We start from the raw sequence: 16,938 nt of genomic DNA, 5'->3' as shown, positions 1-16,938 counted from the left end.
GGGCAATCGTCCCGCAGGGCGAGTGGGGCATCCCCTGCTCGGGCGAAGCCGAGAGCTTGGGGAGGGGTGGGCACAGCCCCAGGTGCCGTGCAACCGTTGTGCAGGGCCCGGACACCAGCGGTACCCCGGCCGGAGGCCATGGCCCCCGCTGTGCGCACAGCCCCAGGTGCCGTGCAACCGTTGCGCAGGGCCCCGGCCGAAGGCCCATGGGGCCCCGCCCAGTGGGTAGCCCCAGGTGTCGCGCGGCCCTTGCGCAGAGGCCGGGCGTCGGGGGCCGCGGGCCCCGCCCGGCCCCGGTCAGGGGTTCAGGGTCGCTGCCAGGTCGAGGGCGGCGGCGATCCGGGCCGCCACGCTCTCCGCGTACACCGCGTCCGCCCGCTCGAACTGCGTCCGCGCCCCACCCCGCAGAAACGTCACGACGCCCAACGTGCGGCCCCGGCTGCGCAGCACCGCGCACAGCGCGTGCACGGAGGAGTCGGGCCACTGCCGGGCGGCAGCCCACTCGCGGGCCCGCTCGGGCGCCGCGAGCCCCGCGCTGGCGCGCACGGAGCCCGCCCGCTCCACGCACTGCGTCGCCGGATGCCCCTCCGGATAGCGCACGGGAAGCCCGGCCTTGTCGGCGGGCAGACAGGGCCCGGGGGCCCCGGCGGGCGTCGCCGCGGCCCGGACGAGCCGCACCGCGGGCTCGGCGGCGGTGAGGAGGTCGATCAGGGCGTGGTCGGCGAACCCGGCGAGGGCGAAGTCCAGCTGGACGGTGGCGGCCTCCATCGGGTCCTCGCACTCGGCGGCGGCCCGCGCGGAGCGGTGCAGCTGCTGCGAGCGGAAGCGCAGCTTCGCGGCCTCCTGCTCGGCCCGCTTGGAGTCCGTGACGTCCCGGAAGAGCCAGCCGACGCCCAGCGGCACCGGCTCCTCGGCGAGCGGCGAGCCGAGCCGCAGGAAGCCGCTGCGCCAGCACCGGCGCTCGGCCTCGCCGCCCTCGGCGCGCGCCGTCACCCACATCTCGGCGGGCGCGGGCGGCGCCCCCTCGGCCAGTACGTGCGCGAGAGCGCTCTCCAGCTCCTCGACGCCCTGGAGCAGCACCTCGCCCAGCGGCCGTCCGAGCAGCGCGGTGCGGCCGAGGCCGAGCAGCCGCGCCGCGTGTTCGTTGACGACGGCGGGCCTGAGGTCGGCGTCGACGAGGACGACGCCCCAGGAGGCGTGCTCGAACAGGGCCTCGCTGAGGGCGATGGACCGCTCCAGGTCGATCTGCGCGTGCACCTCGCTGAAGGCGCAGTACACCCCGGCGGGTTTGCCGTCGCCGCCGCGCACCGCCGCGGACTGGGTGCGGACGAGGACGCGTCCGCCGCCCTTGGTGAGGAGCGCGAACTCGTGCACCTGGCGGCCGGGCGCGTGCATGGCCGCCAGGAGCCGCTCCTCGACCTCCTCGGCGTCGGCGGGCCGCACGGCCCACCCGGCGAACCCGCGGCGCCCGACGGCCTCCGCGGCGGACCAGCCGAGGATCCGCTCCGCCTCGCGGTTCCAGTGCGTCACGACCCCGTCGGAGTCGAAGGCGCACAGCGCGGCGTCCATCCCGTCGAGGAGCGCCGCGAGCAGTTCGGCCCCGCCGGGCTCGGGCTCTTCCGGGCCCAGTTCGTCCGTCGTTCCGCTCTGTCGGGAAGCACTCACCTGGAACCCCCTGCAGGCCGCGTCGTCTTCCGCATGAGCTGAGTCTGCTGCACGTCAGATCATTCAACTCGAACGTGACGCGGACCACAGGAGGTTCCCGGAAGTTGAGGCAAATCGTTGTGAGGCCCGGCACCCGGAAAAACAGTTGAACGGCCCCGGCCCGCTTCCTAGGGTGAGTGTTACTTCGGAGAGGAGGTGGTTCGGCAGATGTATGGAAACCGGACGGAAGAGGTGGCTGCGGGCTAGCGGCCCGCCACCACGTTCAGTGCGGTGCCGGACCAGCGCGTGAGACAGGCGCGCAGCCGGCCGGAATTCACAGCAGTCACCCGACCCGCGAGCCGCCGGTGCGTCCGGCCGGCTCCTCCCGCCCCCCAGGGGCGAGGAGGACCAGGCTCGCGGGTTGCTGCGTTCTCAGGCCGCCCCCGGGCTTCCCCTGAACTCAGCCCTTGCTGACCGCCGTCAGGATCTCCGGCAGCCGCGCGGCCACCCGGGGCGCCGCGATCCGCAGGCCGAGGGCGATGACGGCGGCGCCGTAGAACGTGCCGCCGGGCAGCAGCAGCCACGACCAGGAGCCCCGGCCCGACGCGTGCAGCCAGATGGTGGCGGCGATGACGGGCGCGCACAGGGCGGCGGCGCCGAGCATCCCGCCGAAGAGGGCGATCCAGGCCAGGCCCGCCTGGCCGGGCGCCACGTTCTTGTAGCCCTCCTGCGGGATGGAGTACGGGAAGCGGGCCGACGCCCAGGTGCCGGTGGCCAGCATGGCGCCGAGCAGCGCGAAGGTGATCCCGAGGGCTTCGGGCATGGCGTGCCAGACGTCGAGGACGGCCGTGGTCAGGACGGTCACGAGGACGGAGTAGGGGAGCGTGACCACGAGGAGCGCGTAGGCGCGGGCCCGCAGTTCGTCGTAGGCGTCGCGCGTCGAGGCGATGGTCATCGCCACCATCCAGAAGGCGGACGTGTCCTGGCCGAACTGGTTGTACATCTGGATGCCGAGCATGCCCGCCGCGAAGCAGGCGATGTAGACGGATCCGGTGCCCTGGAAGGCGTTGAAGAGCGGCACGATCAGGCCGATGGCGAGCGAGGTGACCCAGGCGGCCTTCGTCTTCGGGTCGCGCCACACGTAGCGCAGGGTGCGCTCCATGACGGGTCCGGTGCGCCCGGCCGGGAGCAGCGCCGCGAGGCCGCCGCCGCGCCGGGTGCGGGACGGTTCGGCCGCGGCGAGCGTGGAGCCGTCGGGGGCGGTCATCAGCCGGGTCAGGCTGCGCTGCCACAGGCGCAGCAGGAGCACCAGGGCCGCCACGGACAGGGCGAGTTGGGCGGCCGCGACGCCGTAGCGGGCCTCGCCGGTGGCGTGCACGGCCGCCAGGGCGGAGGCCGGCGGGATCCAGCCGACGACGTCCGCCGCCGGGTCCAGTTCGCCGAGGCCCGCGTCGGACGAACCGATGAGCTGTGCCCCGAAGTTGACGAGCTGCGCCCCGATGGCGATGACGAGACCGCTGAGGACGGCGAGGTCGCGGCCCTTGCGGCTGGTGAGCAGGCGGATGTTCGCGGCGGCGACGGCGCGGGCGAGCGCGACGCACAGCAGCAGGACGAGGGGGACGGCCACCACGGCCACCGCGACGGCCGCGCCGCCCCGCGCCACCGCGACCGCCGCGCCGAGCGCCAGACAGAGCGTGAACAGCGGCCCGATGCCCACGAGGGACGCGACGAGCAGCGCCCGCACCAGGGGGCGCGGGCGCAGCGGCAGCATCACCAGACGGGTGGGGTCGAGGGTTTCGTCGCCGCTGGGGAAGAACAGCGGGAGCACGGCCCAGCCGAGGGCGAGGACCGCGACGAGCAGCACGGAGACCGTGGCGGCGTGCGGGTCGCCGCGCAGCAGGATCAGGCCGAGCAGCTGGAGCGCGGCGACGAGCAGGGCGATCACCGCCGACGCGACGTACGCGGCGCGGCGTCCGCCGGACTGGCGCAGGCCGTTGCGCAGGAGCGAAAGCTTCAGTCGTACGAAGACGGGGACCAGGCCTGTTTCGACCGGGGCGAGGGGCGCGGCGCCCGCGGCGGGCGCGGTGGCGGTCATCGGGCGCCGCCGCCGAGCCAGTCGAGGTCGGAGCCGGTGTCGCGGCCGTTCGCGCCGACGAGTTCGAGGAAGGCCTGCTGGAGGGAGGGGGCCTCGCCCCTGACCTCGGCGAGCGGCCCCTGCGCCCGGATGCGGCCCGCCGCCATGACAGCGACCCAGTCGCACAGGGACTCCACCAGCTCCATGACGTGGCTGGAGAAGACGACGGTCGCGCCGGACGCGGTGTACCGCTCCAGGACGCCGCGGATGATCTGCGCCGACACCGGGTCGACGCCCTCGAACGGCTCGTCGAGGAAGAGCACTTCGGGGTTGTGGAGCAGCGCCGTGGCCAGGCCGATCTTCTTGCGCATGCCGGTGGAGTAGTCGACGACGAGTTTGTGCTGGGCGCCCGCGAGGTCGAGTACGTCCAGGAGCTGTGTCGCGCGTTTGTCGACCTCCGTGCCGGGCAGGCCGCGCAGCCGCCCGGTGTACGCGAGGAGTTCGCGCCCGGACAGCCGCTCGAACAGGCGCAGGCCCTCGGGCAGGACGCCGATGCGGGCCTTGACCTCGGCCGGGTCCCGCCACACGTCGTGGCCGACGACCTCGACCGTGCCCTGATCGGGGCGGAGGAGGCCGGTGACCATGGAGAGGGTGGTGGTCTTGCCCGCGCCGTTGGGGCCGACGAGGCCCACGAACTTCCCTGCCGGGAGGGTGAGGTCGACGCCCGCCACGGCGACTTGCTGACCGAAGGCCTTCCACAGGTTCTCTACGCGTACCGCCGCGTGGGTCATGGACGCCCCTTTGCCGTCGCCGCCGTCGTCCGTGTGCGCACGATACGTCGGCGGGCTGTGGCCCGGCGGCTACCGCCTGCGCGCCTCCCTGCCGCAGGCGTAGGCCAGCGGGGAGATGATTTCCTCCGCGTCCGGGAGCCAGCGGTTGGCGGCGGTGGGGCGGCAGGCCCACTGGACGGCTCCGGAGGCGCCGAAACGCGTGGGCGGCGCGGCCACGTAGGCGCCCTCACCGAGGGTGACGAGGTCGAGGGTCGCGGGCGGCCAGCCGAGCTTGCGGACGAGGTCGGGGACCTTCGCGATGGCCCCGGGCAGGACGAAGAACTGCATGCGCCGGTCGGGCGTGCAGGTGACCGGGCCGAGCGTCAGCTCCATGCGCTCCATGCGGGCGAGGGCGAGGAACCCGGCGGTCTCGGGGACGTCGATGGCGTCGAACGTACGGCCCGTCGGAAGGAGGATCGAGGCGTTCGGCTGCTTCGCCCAGAGGCGCCTGGCGACGGTCGCACTGCCCGTGGCCTGCGTCGGCCAGTCGTCGCGCACGGCGTGCGCGCCGGGCGCGGGGCACGCCGCGTCGCCGCACGAGCAGCGCCATGTACCGTCGACGGACTCGAGCCAGGCGCCGGGGAAGACGTCCCAGTGCCGTTCCTCCGCGTACCGTACGGCCGAATCCTGCAGGGCCTCTCCGCGCTGCTTCGGGATCTGCGCGGCTGACGTGACTCCGATGGTCTCTTCCACGGAGTTCTCAACTTCCCCTCGTCAGCTCCGGTTACGGCCCGTCATGTGCGCGGGGGAGGAGCATCGTTCCCGCTACGGGGCGCATGGGTGCACGAGTGGGGGCGCGCATGGGCAAGGGGGTCCGGGCGCGGGTAGCCACGTCCAGGGGCAGTCGGAGTTCACCCAAGTTCACCCGGCTCGCTGACGTGTGACGCGTTGTGCCATGTTGCGATGTATTGCGATGCGTTGTAGCAGGGTGTGGTGCGTTTGTGGGTGTTTGTGGTGCATCTTCCGGTTGTTTCCCGGGCATTGATCATCTGGGCGGCTCGGACGGACCAGTCCGGGACCGTTCCTCATTCGTCATCCGACCCGAAGTACCAGATGGTCCACGGTGCACACAGGGGGTACGCCATGGCCGCCAGGCCACTCGTCGCGCGGCAGCCCAACGAACGGCTGCAAGCACTCATTCAGGAAGCCGGCTGCTCGAACGCCGGTCTGGCCCGCCGCGTCAACATGTGCGGGGCGGAGCACGGTCTCGATCTTCGATACGACAAGACGTCGGTGGCGCGCTGGCTGCGCGGGCAGCAGCCGCGCGGTCGCGCCCCCGGCATCATCGCGGAGGCGCTCGGCCGCAAGCTGGGGCGCACGGTCACGATCGACGAGATCGGCATGGCGAACGGCAAGAACCTCGCCTCCGGTGTGGGCCTGCAGTTCTCGCCCACCGTTCTCGGCGCGATCGAGCAGGTCTGCGAGCTGTGGCGCAGCGACGTGGGGCGCAGGGACTTCCTGTCCGGCTCCTCGGTGGCCGCGTCGGCGCTCGTCGAGCCGAGCCGCGACTGGCTGATCTCGTCACCGGACCCGCAGGTGGGCCGGACGGCAGGGCCTCGCGTCGGCCTGTCGGACGTGGCGGCGGTCAAGGCGATGACGGAGGCGCTGACGCAACTGGATCACCAGTACGGCAGTGGACACGTGCGACCGGTCGTCGTGCACTATCTGAACTCCGTCGTCTCCGGGCTGCTCGCGGGCTCCTACCGGGAAGCGGTGGGGCGCGAACTGTTCGCGGCCGTCGCACGGTTGACGGAGCTCGCCGGGTACATGGCGGTGGACACGGGCCAGCCGGGCCTCGCCCAGCGGTACTACATCCAGGCCCTGCGCCTGGCCCAGGCGGCGGGCGACCGCGGATACGGCGGCTATGTCCTGGCGGCCTCGATGAGCCACCTCGCCGCCCAGCTCGGCAACCCCCGCGAGATCGCCCAGCTCGCGCGGGCGGCGCAGGAGGGGGCGCGCGGTCGCGTGAGCCCGCGCGCGGAGTCCATGTTCTACGCCGCCGAGGCCCGCGGGCACGCGCTGCTCGGCGACGCCCGGTCGACCCAGGCCGTCGCGGGCCGCGCGGTCGAGGCGATGGAGCGGGCCGTCGGCGGCGAGCGGTCCGGCGACGACCCGGTCTGGATCCGCCACTTCGACCAGGCCTATCTGGCCGACGAACTGGCGCACTGCCACCGCGACCTGGGCCAGGCGGACGCGGCGGCGAGGCGCGCCGAGGAGGCCCTCGCCGGGCACCCGGAGACCCGGGCGCGGCGGCGCGCGATCGGCCTGGTGCTGCTCGCCACGGCCCAGGTGCAGCGGCGCGACGTGGAACAGGCCTGCCACACGGGCCTGAAGGCCGTGGAGCTCCTCGGCACGCTGCGCTCCAACCGCGGCGCGGAGTACCTGGAGGACTTCCAGCAGCGCCTGGAGCCGTATCGGGAGGAGCCGGTGGTGAGGGAGTTCGGCGCGCGCGTCGAGTTGCAGGCCGCGTGAGCCCGGCGGGAGGCGCGCACGGGGCGGCCGGTCACGCGTGGTGTGGCCGGCGCGCCCCTTGAACAGCGTCTCCCGCGCAACTTCCGTTACTTCCGCGGCGTCTGTGACAAGGGCGTCATCTGAGTGCTCTGAGCTGCGTGGCAGACGGCCACGGGGACCCGGTAGCGTGAGCCGACGTTCCGAAGGTCCCCCATAAGTAGGAGTCCCGGTGACGCAGCAGAGCGGTCAGGGCGCCGCGTCCTCCGACCCGCGGCAGCCCGCGGAGCGGCACGCCCACGAGGGCATCGTGCTGCCCGCGGACGGCGGCGAGCCCCTGATGCCCGGCGGCCACCAGGCGGCCCCGCCGGTCGGCAGCCCCTGGGGCGAGCCGTGGGGTCCGGAACCCACCCAGCCGCCCGCGGGCCCGGGCCAGGCCTGGGGCGACGCAGGGGCCGCGCCCCGCCCGGCGGGCGGCATGCCGCTGCCCCCCGAGGGCACGCCCCTGCCGCCCAGCACGCCGCCGCAGCCGTCGTACGGGGGCGGGACGGGCGCGCTGCCGCCGGAGCAGCACGGCCCCCCGGCGTACGGGCAGCCGCAGCAGGCCTATGGCGAGACGTTTCCGCCCGCCGCGCAGGGCCAGCCGCTGCCGCCGACGGGCCAGCAGTCCCACTCGCCGCCGCACACCGGGCAGCACTACGCGCCGCCGCACACCGGCCAGGCGCACGCGATGCCGCCCGCCGGTCACGGGCAGCCGCTGCCGCCCGCGGGCCCCGTCCCGCCGGTCCCGGCCGCCGAGCACACCCAGGTGCTGCGCCCCACCGACGCGTACCTCCCGTCGCCGGGACAGCCGTTGGACCGGCAGATGGGCCAGCAGCTGGGCCAGTCCGCAGGTCAGCAGGGCGGCGGGTCCGACGCGCAGGAGACGCAGTACATACCCCCGGTCGCCCCCGGCGCGCTGCCGCCCGAGATGCCGACGGGGCACACCGGTCACACCGGTCACACCGGGCACACCGGGCACACAGCAGTCGCGGGACACGCGGGGGACGCCACGCAGTTCCTCGGGCGCGCCGACTCCACGCAGTTCCTGGGCCAGGCCGCGGACGTCGTACCCGAAGAGCCCGCCTTCCACGGGGACAACGCGCCGACCCAGTTCATCGCCCCCGTCACCGACGACGGCCCGCCCGCCGCGGCGGCGGCCGCCGGGGGGTACGGCGAGCGGCAGCCGCCCGCCGAGTTCGACAACCTCTTCCGGCGGGAGCCGGAGGGCGCCTCCTCCACCCAGCAGATGCCTCTCGTCCCGGCGGCTCCGGAGCCGGTCCCGGCGCCGGAGCCCGCGCAGCGCCGCAGGGGGCGTACGGGATCCAAGACCCCGCTGCTCGTGGCCGTCGGCGTGGCCATCGCCGTGGTCGGCGTCGGCGCGGGCGCGATGCTCGCCGGGGGCGGCGGCGACGCGAAGGCGGAGAACACCGACAACAAGGAGCCGCTGGCGTCGACCTCGTCGGAGGCCCCGGGCGACAAGGACAGCGCGAAGCCGTCCCCGTCGGCGGACCCCGTCAAGCGGCAGGCCGTCGCCCTGGACAAGCTCCTCGCGGACAGCAACGACAGCCGTGAGTCGGTGATCAGCGCGGTGCGCAACGTGGGCTCGTGCAAGAACCTGCGGCAGTCCGCGAGCGACCTGCGCGACGCGGCCAGGCAGCGCAACGGCCTCGTCGGCCGCCTGTCGGGCCTCACCGTCGACAAGCTGCCCGCGAACGGGCGCCTCACCGCCGCGCTCAACCGCGCCTGGAAGGCGTCCGCGTCGGCCGACAACCACTACGCCGCCTGGGCCGACCAGGTCGGGGGCAAGAAGGGCTGCCACAAGGGCCGCGCCCGCAACACCCCGCAGACGGCGGCGGGCAACCGCGCGAGCGGCGAGGCCACGAAGGCCAAGCGGCAGGCGGCGGCGCTGTGGAACGCGATCGCCGACAAGCACGGCCTGACCAAGCGGAACCCGACGCAGCTCTGAGCGCTTCGCGCGCGGTTCCCCGTGCTCGTCCGGGGAACCGCCGCGCCGCTCAGCGGCTGGCCTCCAGGGTCTTCTGCACGTTGACGAACGACCTGCGCGTGACCACCAGGCGGCCGTCCCGCACCACCTGGAAGGTCACGTCCGCGTTCACCAGGCGCGGGTACTGGCCGGCCGCGAGCATGTCGTCGAAGCGCCAGCTCAGCATCGGCGTGAGCCCGCCGGTGTCCACGCGAAGGCCCTGGTCGAGGGTCTTGCGCAGGGCGCGCGACGTCACCTCGGCGCCGTTGAGCGACTCGACGGCCTGCCGCAGCACGGTGTACGCGATCCAGGTGGTCTGCACGCCCGCGTCCGAGGGGTCCACGCGGGTGTCGTCGAAGGCGTGCCCGCGGATCACCTCCCGCATCGGCTCCCAGCGCTTGTCGCTCTCGGCCGGGTACCAGCCGGTGACGTACGCGCCCTCGTACGGGCCCGCGGCGCCGCCGGTGCGGTCGACGAGGGACTGGTCGACGCTGCCGAGCACGGAGGCGGTGCGCACCGCCGGGTAGCCGCCCTCGACGCGCCGGAACGAGTCGAAGAACGTGTCCGTGCGGGTGCCGAGCGCCGCCGCCACACAGCCCTTCTTGCCGCCGCGCGCGGAGCGGTCGAGCGCCTGCTCGGCCTGCGCGGTGTAGTCCGTGCCGTCCTCGGGCGCCCGGATGTCGGCGGAGGCGGCGCGGTGGCCCTGGGCCAGGCCGGAGTCGAGGAGCTTGGAGAGGTTGTCGCCCGTGGTGGTGTCGGGCCGCACCAGGGACACGCGGTCGCAGACCCCGGCGAGCTGCCGTCCGTTGCCCGCGAGGAGCGCGGGCTGGCCGCCGTTGACGGGGTAGGACAGCGGGCTGGAGAACTCCTCGTCGGTGAGGCCGTAGCCCCCGATGTACGGGATGCCCGCGACCTCCAGCGGGGAGATGAAGGACCGGCCGTGCTGGCTGTAGGAGCCGACGACCGCGACCACCTTCTGCTCGGCGGCCTTCCGGGCGCAGCCCGCGGCCTCCACCGGGTCGTTGTGGTCGTTGCAGGTGATGACCTCGAGGGGGTGGCCGTCGAGGCCGCCGCTCGCGTTGACCCAGCGGGCGAAGGCCTTGGCCATCGCGGGCATGCCGGGCTTGTTGGTGGCCTTGGTGCCGTCGGGCGCCCAGGTCATGACGGTGATGGGGTCATCCCCGGAACCCCCCGTGGTACCGGGGATGACCCCACAGCCGGCCGCCAGGGACGCACACGCCGCCAGGGCCGCCGCGCTGAGCACGGCTTTTCGCACTCGGTGCGCGGTCTCGGCGGGGCGGGGGAGGAAGACGCGTCGCAAGGCGGCCATGGACCCGCACGATTCCGCGAGGGGAACAACCGGGGAGTGACGGCCACCCAACGGATGGTGACGAACGCGTGAACGGGTGGGGCCCGAGAAGAGGGGAGGATGTGGGAACGTACGATCGATGACCGTGCAAGGTTCGGAGAAGTCTTCCCGTCGCGGCCGTCGGTCAAGGACCATAGGCGCCATGCCAACGAACGACATGCCGTGGTGGCGCTGGCGCAGCAACGTGCGCTCCGCGCTGCACATGCTCTCGGACCAGGAGTTCCAGCGGGAGTGCTGGCTCGCAGGTCACGAGGGGTACGGAGACGTGACGGACGCCGTGTACCGCCTCGTCGAGGATACGTGGCTGGACAACTGGTCCGCGGAGAAATACGTCGGGACGATCTTCCGCGACTCCCAGGAGGCGGCCCTCGTCGACGTGGCCGTGCTGCGGGTCCTGCGGATCATGCACGAGGTGGGCCCGGACGCCGCGGTGGCCGCGTATCTGGACCACCCCGGGTGGCCGGAGGCGGTGCGGGCGGCGCGGGACGCGCACGTACGGCTCGCGACCGGTGACAACGACGACCCGGACAGCGCGCCGCGCACCCTGGAGGTCCTCCGCATCCTGACGCGGTCGGCCTGAGCGGTTCCGGCACGGGCCGGGAGCCCTGCCCGGATATGGGACCCTGGGCGGATGAACGAGCAGTCCGCCGCCGCGAGCGACCAGCGCACCGACCGCACGACCGACCGCGCCGAGCAGTACGTCCTCACCCTCTCCTGCCCGGACAAACAGGGCATCGTGCACGCCGTGTCGAGCTACCTCTTCATGACCGGCTGCAACATCGAGGACAGCCAGCAGTTCGGCGACCACGACACCGGACTGTTCTTCATGCGGGTCCACTTCTCGGCGGAGTCGCCCGTCACCCTGGACAAGCTGCGCGCGAGCTTCGCCGCCATCGGCGACTCCTTCCACATGGACTGGCAGATCCACGCGGCGGCCGAGCGGATGCGGATCGTCCTGATGGTGTCCAAGTTCGGCCACTGCCTGAACGACCTGCTCTTCCGCTCCCGCATCGGCGCGCTTCCGGTGGAGATCGCGGCCGTCGTCTCCAACCACACGGACTTCGCCGAGCTGTCCGCGTCGTACGGGATCCCCTTCCACCACATTCCGGTCACCAAGGACACCAAGGCCGACGCGGAGGCGCGCCTCCTCCAGCTCGTCCGCGACGAGAACGTCGACCTCGTCGTGCTCGCCCGCTACATGCAGGTGATCTCGGACGACCTCTGCAAGCAGCTCAGCGGGCGGATCATCAACATCCACCACTCGTTCCTGCCGAGCTTCAAGGGCGCGCGGCCGTACCACCAGGCGCACGCCCGCGGCGTGAAGCTGATCGGTGCCACCGCGCACTATGTGACCGCGGACCTCGACGAGGGCCCGATCATCGAGCAGGAGGTCGAGCGGGTGGGCCACGAGGTGACTCCCGCGCAGCTGGTGGCGATCGGCCGTGACGTCGAGTGCCAGGCGCTCGCGCGGGCGGTCAAGTGGCACGCGGAGCACCGCATCCTCCTGAACGGCCACCGCACGGTCGTCTTCGCCTGACCTCGGCCCCTTCGGCGAATCGGCTCCGGCCCCGGCGGGGCCGGGGCTACATGCGGCTCAGGGACGCGGCGGCGAACAGGACGTCGCGGATGGCCTCGCGGTCGCCGACCTGGCCCGCTGCCGCCTCCTCGGGGGACACGTGGCCCGCGGCGAGGCGGCAGAACTCCACCCCGTCGAGCGCCACGTGCGCGACCTCCAGATCGGCGGAGCCGCTGGCCCCCGGGGAGTCGAGGGGGATCAGCCACTCGCCGCCCCCGACGCCCTCGACCTCCAGGCGCAGGCTGCGCCCCGGCGAGCCCGCGGCGACCAGTTCCCGCGGCGGCCCCGCCCGTCCGGCCCGGCGCCGCTCGGCGAGCGTCACGGGAAGCAGCCGCGCCGCCAGGTCGATCATGTGGTGCAGATGCCGCGGCGCGGGCGGCTCGTACGGGTAGTCGACGGCCTGGGCGATGTCCTCCGCGTGGATCCAGCACTCGAAGGCCCGCTCCAGCATGGAGTCGCGCAGCGGGAGTTCGAACCGCCCGGCAGGGCCGCCGGGCGCGTCCGGCGCGACCCCGTACGTCACCGCGAGCCGTCCGGACCCGCCGCCCGCGAAGGACACCGTCCTGATCAGCTCGTGCGTCTGGTCCCGCCAGGGCCCGCGCACCGCCCGCGTGGGCGGGAACTGCGACGCGCGCCAGTACGCCTCCGTGCGCTCGCCCGGGTCGAGGCTGGGCGGCGCCCCGATGCCCAGCGGGTCGTCGAGGCCGAGCGCGGTGCCGACCAGGCCGTCGACGGCGAGGAGATGGGCGATCACGCCCGCGACGGTGGTCTTGCGGGTCACGGGGTGGTCGTCGTCGAACCAGCGGAGCCGCACCGGCGCGTGCCACTCCGCGTCCCCGATGTCCTGGAGCAGCGCGTCGAGCCGGGCGGTCTCCGCGTCGTACGGAGCGGCCCACTCCGGGAGCGGGATGCGGGGCGGGCGCCGTCCCAGACAGCTGGCCAGGACGCGGGTGCGCAGGCCCGGGTCGAGGTCGAGGCTCTCCTCGGGGTGGAGGAGCCCGACGGCGTCCCGCAGCCGCAGCGCCTCCTCCGCGCACGGCCCGCAGCCGCCGAGGTGCTCCTCGACGGCCCTCGACTCCGCGGCGGAGCAGGCGGCGAGCGCCCACGCGCCGAGGAGGGACTTCAGGACGTGGTGGTCGAGCACGAGCGGCTCGGGCGGCACGCCGACGGGGTCCGCGTCGGGCAGGGGCGCGCCGGTGTCCTCCACGGACGCGCGCGGTGCCGGTATGCGCGGCTTGCCGACGCCGCCGTCGTCGCGCCCGTGTCCCGTGCCCTCGTCCCCGCTGTCGTACGGATCGGGGCGGCCCGGCCAGTTCACAGTGCTCTCCCGTACCCGTGCGCGCCGTGGTCCTGATCGGACGGGTCGTCGCCGAAGGCGGTCGCGGTGGCGTCGTGGGCGGTGGACAGCAGCTGCAGGCCGAGCCGGAGCCTGCGGCGCGCCTCGTCCTCGGTGACGCCGAGGTCGGCGGCGGTCTGGCGGTAGTCGCGCCGCTGGAAGTAGGCCAGTTCGAGGGCGGCGCGCAGCGGGGCGGGCATGGCCGTGACGATGTAGTCCGCGCGGGCGGCGGCGGAGGCGCGGCGCACCTTGCGCTCCAGGTCCTCGGTGGTGCCCCCGCCGCCGCGGGCGAGCGCGGCGGACTCGGTCTGCCGCAGCCGGCGCACGGCCTGCTGGTGGGCGAGCGTGGCGATCCAGGAGCGCAGCGGGCCCTGCTTGGGGTCGTACGCCTCGGGGTTCTCCCACACGTGCGTGAACACGTCGCGCGTGATGCGGTCGGCCGCCGCGACGTCGCCGAGCACCCGGTGCGCGAGGCCGTGCACGAGCGAGGCGAAGCGGTCGTACAGCTCTCCCAGTGCCGCTGCCTCCCCGTGCGCAAGCCGCTGTTGCATGCGGCGGTCCCAACGACGCGGCGCGTCCTTCGGCATGCGGCCCCCTCGTGCGCTCGCCGTGCTCACCTTCACCGTTGAATCGAATGTAGTCGGCGTCCCTGACGGCGCACCTCTCTTTCCCCGTGCTTTCCCGCTCTTTGCGGCAACGCGGGGCCCCGGGACGCCGCGGATGATATTGACCGGCTCGTCCGCAACGCCCCCTTCCCGTGCCGGGAAGGACCTGGTGTTTCATGGAACGACGGTGGGGCAGCCGCGATGAAGAGGGACGGAAGGGTTCCGGTGGGTTCGGTGGACGAGAGGCGTGGCGCGTGACGCTGAAGGTTGCCGTCGGCGAGCAGCAGGGCTGGGCCGTGCTGCGGGTCTCGGGCGAGATGGACCTCCTGACGTCTCCGGTGCTGCGCCAGCGGGTGCACGAAGCGGTGGCGGAGGGCCGCCGCAGCGTGGTCCTCGACCTGTCCGACGTGCTGTTCTGCGACTCCAGCGGGGTGGGCGTGCTGATCGCCACGCGCCGCCTCATGCGCTCGTGCCGGGGCCGGCTGCGGCTGATCCTGCCCGCCCAGGGCGCGGTCGAGGGCTCGCACGTCAACCGGGTCCTCACGGCCCTCGGCGTACGGCGCCTGTTCGAGGTGTACCCGGACGCGGCGCGGGCCGTCGACGACGCCGCGGAGCCGCTGTCGGCCTAGGGCCCGTCCGGTGGGTCGGCCCGCGGGTCCGGAAGACAAGCGGAACCCCGTCTACCCGTCAAGATCAGCTTGCTGATACAACCTTTCCGAGCGGATGCCACCGTCGGCGCCACCGCCGGGCCCGGAGCGCGTCCGCGACACACCCTTGTCGCAGAATTCCCGCGGTCTTGGCACAAGCGTCGCTTTTCTGCCTCCCGGCGGCCGACGGCGTCGTACGCTCGCTGAACAGACACCTGAAGGACCTCCGGCACGGCCCCGGCCGCGTCGGAAGACTCCACCGCATGAGAGTGAGGCGGCCCGAACACCATGGACAGTGCCGAGTACGAGCGTAAGATCGCGGCCCGTTTCGCCACCTTCGACCAGGACGGCAACGGCTACATCTCCCGTGAGGACTTCAGCACGGCGGCCGCGGCGCTGCTCGCCGAGTTCGGGGTGACCGCGCGGTCCGAGAAGGGCCAGGCCCTGTACGTCGGGGCGGAGGCGTTCTGGCAGGGCATGGCCGGGATCGCCGACCGCGACGGGGACCAGCGGATCACCCGGGACGAGTTCGTGGGCGGGGCCGTGAAGCGGCTGCGGGACAACCCGGCGCGGTTCGCGGAGATCGCACGGCCGTTCCTGCACGCGGCGCTGTCCTTGGCGGACGGCGACGGGGCCGTGCAGGGGGCGGACGTGGAGCGGGCCCTGCGGGCGCTCGGCGTGCAGCGGGAGATCGCGTCCCTGGCCGCGCAGGGCCTCGGGCCCGTGACCGAGGACCAGATCCTGGCGGCCTTCGCGGCGTACTTCACCGTCCCCGAGTAGGCCGGTCCTTCAGTCGGCGTACCGCTCCCGCAGTTTGTACTTGAGCACCTTGCGCAGGGTGTCGTTGCGCGGCAGTTCGTCCACGAACTCCAGCTGTTCCGGGAGCTTGTGGACGGACAGGCCCGCGGCGCGCAGGTACGCCGTCGCTTCGGCGAGGGTCAGGTCCGGGGCGCCGGGGCCGCCGGGGGCGCGTTCCACGACGGCGCAGACGCGTTCGCCGCGGGTGGGGTCGGGCAGGCCGATCACCGCCACGTCGGCCACGGCGGGGTGGCCGTGCAGCAGGTCCTCGACCTCCTTGGCGGAGATGTTCTCGCCCTTGCGGATGATGATGTCCTTGGCCCGGCCGGTGAGCACCAGGTGCCCGGTGTCCAGGACGTGGCCGAGGTCGCCGGTGCGCAGGAAGCCGTCGGCGTCGAAGGCCTCGCGGGTGGCCGCCGCGTCGAGGTAGCCCTGGCAGACGGCCTCGCCGCGCAGCCGCACCTCGCCGTCCTCGCCGGTGGGCAGCTCCCGGCCCGCGGCGTCGGTGACGCGGATCTCCATGCCCGCGGGCGGGCGCCCCTCCGTGGTGGCGAGGTGCTCGGCGGTGTCGTCGGGGGAACCCATCGTGATCATGGGGACCTCGGTCATGCCGTAGCCGTGGGTGAGCTCGCAGCCCAGCTCGCGGACCACGGCGTGGTACAGCTCCGGCGGCTTGGGGGCGCCGCCGCCCGCGAGCAGTCTGAGCGCGGGCAGGACCGGCCGCGCGGGGTCCTTGCGCTGCTCGGCGAGGAACATCGAGTAGAAGGCCGTGGAGCCGCCCGCGACGGTCACGCCGTGCCGCCGGTAGCCGTCCAGGGCGTCCGGCAGCGCGAACCGCTCGAACATCACGGCGGGGAAGCCGTACAGGAGCAGCATCACCGTGTAGTCGGGCCCCGCGATGTGCGCGAAGGGGAACGCCATGGAGCCGACGTCGGCGGGCGTGAGCTTCAGGGCGTGGCCGAGGCACGCGCCGCCCGCGATCAGCGAACGGTCCGTGTGCAGCACGCCCTTGGGGTCGGACGTCGTGCCGGACGTCCAGTAGATCCAGCGCACGGCCGTGCCGTCGCGCGGCGGCGGGGGCAGCACGCCCGGATCGCCGTCGGGCAGTTCGTCGTACGCGGTGAAGACGCCGCGCGCGCCGAGGCGGCGGGCCATCTCCGTGTGGTCGTGGCCCCGCCACACCCCGGGCACCGCGAAGAACTCCGCCTTCGACTCGCGCAGCGCGAAGCCGACTTCGCGCTCGCGGTGGAACGGGATGACGGGGGACTGGACGGCGCCGATCCTGGCCAGGGCGAAGGAGAGCAGCGCGGTCTCGATGCGCGTGGGCAGCTGCCAGGCGACGACGGTGCCGGGCCGTACGCCCCGCTCGTACAGGCCCGCCGCGACCCGCTCGCAGCGCTCCCGCAGGCCGCCGAAGGTGAGCGTCCGGTCGTCGCCGGGGTCGTCGGCCGCCTGGATCAGGACGGGGGCGCGGGGCGTGAGCGCGGCGCGCCGCTCGATCAGTTCCCACAGGGTGCGGCAGGCGGCGAGCGCGTGGGCGGTGTCGGTCACGGGGTGCCCCCTCGGACGGCCGGACGACGGAACG

Annotated in this window: 14 protein-coding genes; 6 read left to right on the top strand and 8 right to left on the bottom strand. The window is 73.8% G+C overall.

Annotation, left to right across the window (positions count from 1 at the left end; genetic code table 11):
- Window positions 1-297 precede the first annotated feature (297 nt).
- From IG74_RS0136625 to IG74_RS0136610, 4 genes are all read right to left on the bottom strand, one after another.
- On the bottom strand, window positions 298-1,665 hold the full coding sequence (locus tag IG74_RS0136625) for a PAS domain-containing protein (RefSeq protein WP_030686200.1): 1,368 nt from the start codon (window positions 1,663-1,665) through the stop codon (window positions 298-300).
- A gap of 439 nt (window positions 1,666-2,104) precedes the next feature.
- Window positions 2,105-3,739 (bottom strand): hypothetical protein, encoded by a 1,635-nt coding sequence (locus IG74_RS0136620; RefSeq protein WP_030686198.1) that lies wholly within the window; start codon window positions 3,737-3,739, stop codon window positions 2,105-2,107.
- On the bottom strand, window positions 3,736-4,509 hold the full coding sequence (locus tag IG74_RS0136615) for an ABC transporter ATP-binding protein (RefSeq protein ID WP_030686195.1): 774 nt from the start codon (window positions 4,507-4,509) through the stop codon (window positions 3,736-3,738). Before IG74_RS0136615 ends, IG74_RS0136620 begins: the two co-directional genes overlap by 4 nt.
- 69 nt (window positions 4,510-4,578) lie before the next feature.
- Window positions 4,579-5,241: a bifunctional DNA primase/polymerase gene (locus IG74_RS0136610; RefSeq protein WP_030686192.1), complete on the bottom strand. Its 663-nt coding sequence runs from the start codon at window positions 5,239-5,241 to the stop codon at window positions 4,579-4,581.
- Window positions 5,242-5,631: 390 nt separating this feature from the next.
- On the opposite strand from IG74_RS0136610, the gene IG74_RS0136605 reads away from it, so the two are divergent.
- Together IG74_RS0136605 and IG74_RS0136600 are read left to right on the top strand one after the other, a co-directional pair.
- Window positions 5,632-7,020, top strand: coding sequence for a hypothetical protein (locus tag IG74_RS0136605; RefSeq protein ID WP_030686189.1), 1,389 nt, complete (start codon window positions 5,632-5,634; stop codon window positions 7,018-7,020).
- 208 nt (window positions 7,021-7,228) lie between these two features.
- On the top strand, window positions 7,229-9,004 hold the full coding sequence (locus tag IG74_RS0136600; protein ID WP_030686187.1) for a hypothetical protein: 1,776 nt from the start codon (window positions 7,229-7,231) through the stop codon (window positions 9,002-9,004).
- A 49-nt stretch (window positions 9,005-9,053) separates the two neighbouring features.
- On the opposite strand, the gene IG74_RS0136595 is transcribed toward IG74_RS0136600, so the two are convergent.
- On the bottom strand, window positions 9,054-10,352 hold the full coding sequence (locus tag IG74_RS0136595; RefSeq protein WP_030686185.1) for an ABC transporter substrate-binding protein: 1,299 nt from the start codon (window positions 10,350-10,352) through the stop codon (window positions 9,054-9,056).
- Between the two features lie 118 nt (window positions 10,353-10,470).
- Here IG74_RS0136595 and IG74_RS0136590 point away from each other — a divergent pair, with 118 nt between their 5' ends.
- Together IG74_RS0136590 and purU are read left to right on the top strand one after the other, a co-directional pair.
- The gene (locus IG74_RS0136590; RefSeq protein WP_078869360.1) at window positions 10,471-10,971 is read left to right on the top strand and encodes an SCO4402 family protein; all 501 of its coding nucleotides are present in this window, start codon (window positions 10,471-10,473) and stop codon (window positions 10,969-10,971) included.
- A gap of 51 nt (window positions 10,972-11,022) precedes the next feature.
- Window positions 11,023-11,928: a formyltetrahydrofolate deformylase gene (purU, locus tag IG74_RS0136585; protein ID WP_030686181.1), complete on the top strand. Its 906-nt coding sequence runs from the start codon at window positions 11,023-11,025 to the stop codon at window positions 11,926-11,928.
- Between the two features lie 46 nt (window positions 11,929-11,974).
- Here purU and IG74_RS0136580 read toward each other — a convergent pair whose 3' ends face one another.
- Both IG74_RS0136580 and IG74_RS0136575 read right to left on the bottom strand, forming a co-directional pair.
- A complete protein-coding gene (locus IG74_RS0136580; RefSeq protein WP_051856173.1) occupies window positions 11,975-13,285 on the bottom strand; it encodes a zf-HC2 domain-containing protein in 1,311 nt (436 codons plus the stop codon).
- Complete coding sequence (locus IG74_RS0136575) at window positions 13,282-13,890, bottom strand: sigma-70 family RNA polymerase sigma factor (protein ID WP_030686176.1); 609 nt, start codon at window positions 13,888-13,890, stop codon at window positions 13,282-13,284. Before IG74_RS0136575 ends, IG74_RS0136580 begins: the two co-directional genes overlap by 4 nt.
- A gap of 272 nt (window positions 13,891-14,162) precedes the next feature.
- Here IG74_RS0136575 and IG74_RS0136570 point away from each other — a divergent pair, with 272 nt between their 5' ends.
- A complete protein-coding gene (locus tag IG74_RS0136570; RefSeq protein ID WP_030686174.1) occupies window positions 14,163-14,537 on the top strand; it encodes an STAS domain-containing protein in 375 nt (124 codons plus the stop codon).
- Between the two features lie 306 nt (window positions 14,538-14,843).
- Window positions 14,844-15,335: an EF-hand domain-containing protein gene (locus IG74_RS0136565; RefSeq protein ID WP_030686171.1), complete on the top strand. Its 492-nt coding sequence runs from the start codon at window positions 14,844-14,846 to the stop codon at window positions 15,333-15,335.
- A 9-nt stretch (window positions 15,336-15,344) separates the two neighbouring features.
- Here IG74_RS0136565 and IG74_RS0136560 read toward each other — a convergent pair whose 3' ends face one another.
- Window positions 15,345-16,904: a class I adenylate-forming enzyme family protein gene (locus tag IG74_RS0136560; protein ID WP_030686169.1), complete on the bottom strand. Its 1,560-nt coding sequence runs from the start codon at window positions 16,902-16,904 to the stop codon at window positions 15,345-15,347.
- Between the last annotated feature and the right edge of the window lie 34 nt (window positions 16,905-16,938).

This window comes from Streptomyces sp. NRRL B-1347 (assembly GCF_000720325.1).
Lineage (GTDB): Bacteria > Actinomycetota > Actinomycetes > Streptomycetales > Streptomycetaceae > Streptomyces.
Note: the sequence above shows the minus strand (reverse complement) of the source record. Positions and strands in the feature narration are given on the sequence as shown.

Coding starts and splice junctions, on each gene's coding strand:
- IG74_RS0136620 (WP_030686198.1), bottom strand. CDS start 3,739: ATGACCGCCACCGCGCCCGCCGCGGGCGCCGCGCCCCTCGCCCCGGTC.
- IG74_RS0136615 (WP_030686195.1), bottom strand. CDS start 4,509: ATGACCCACGCGGCGGTACGCGTAGAGAACCTGTGGAAGGCCTTCGGT.
- IG74_RS0136605 (WP_030686189.1), top strand. CDS start 5,632: ATGGCCGCCAGGCCACTCGTCGCGCGGCAGCCCAACGAACGGCTGCAA.
- IG74_RS0136595 (WP_030686185.1), bottom strand. CDS start 10,352: ATGGCCGCCTTGCGACGCGTCTTCCTCCCCCGCCCCGCCGAGACCGCG.
- IG74_RS0136590 (WP_078869360.1), top strand. CDS start 10,471: ATGACCGTGCAAGGTTCGGAGAAGTCTTCCCGTCGCGGCCGTCGGTCA.
- purU (WP_030686181.1), top strand. CDS start 11,023: ATGAACGAGCAGTCCGCCGCCGCGAGCGACCAGCGCACCGACCGCACG.
- IG74_RS0136575 (WP_030686176.1), bottom strand. CDS start 13,890: ATGCCGAAGGACGCGCCGCGTCGTTGGGACCGCCGCATGCAACAGCGG.
- IG74_RS0136565 (WP_030686171.1), top strand. CDS start 14,844: ATGGACAGTGCCGAGTACGAGCGTAAGATCGCGGCCCGTTTCGCCACC.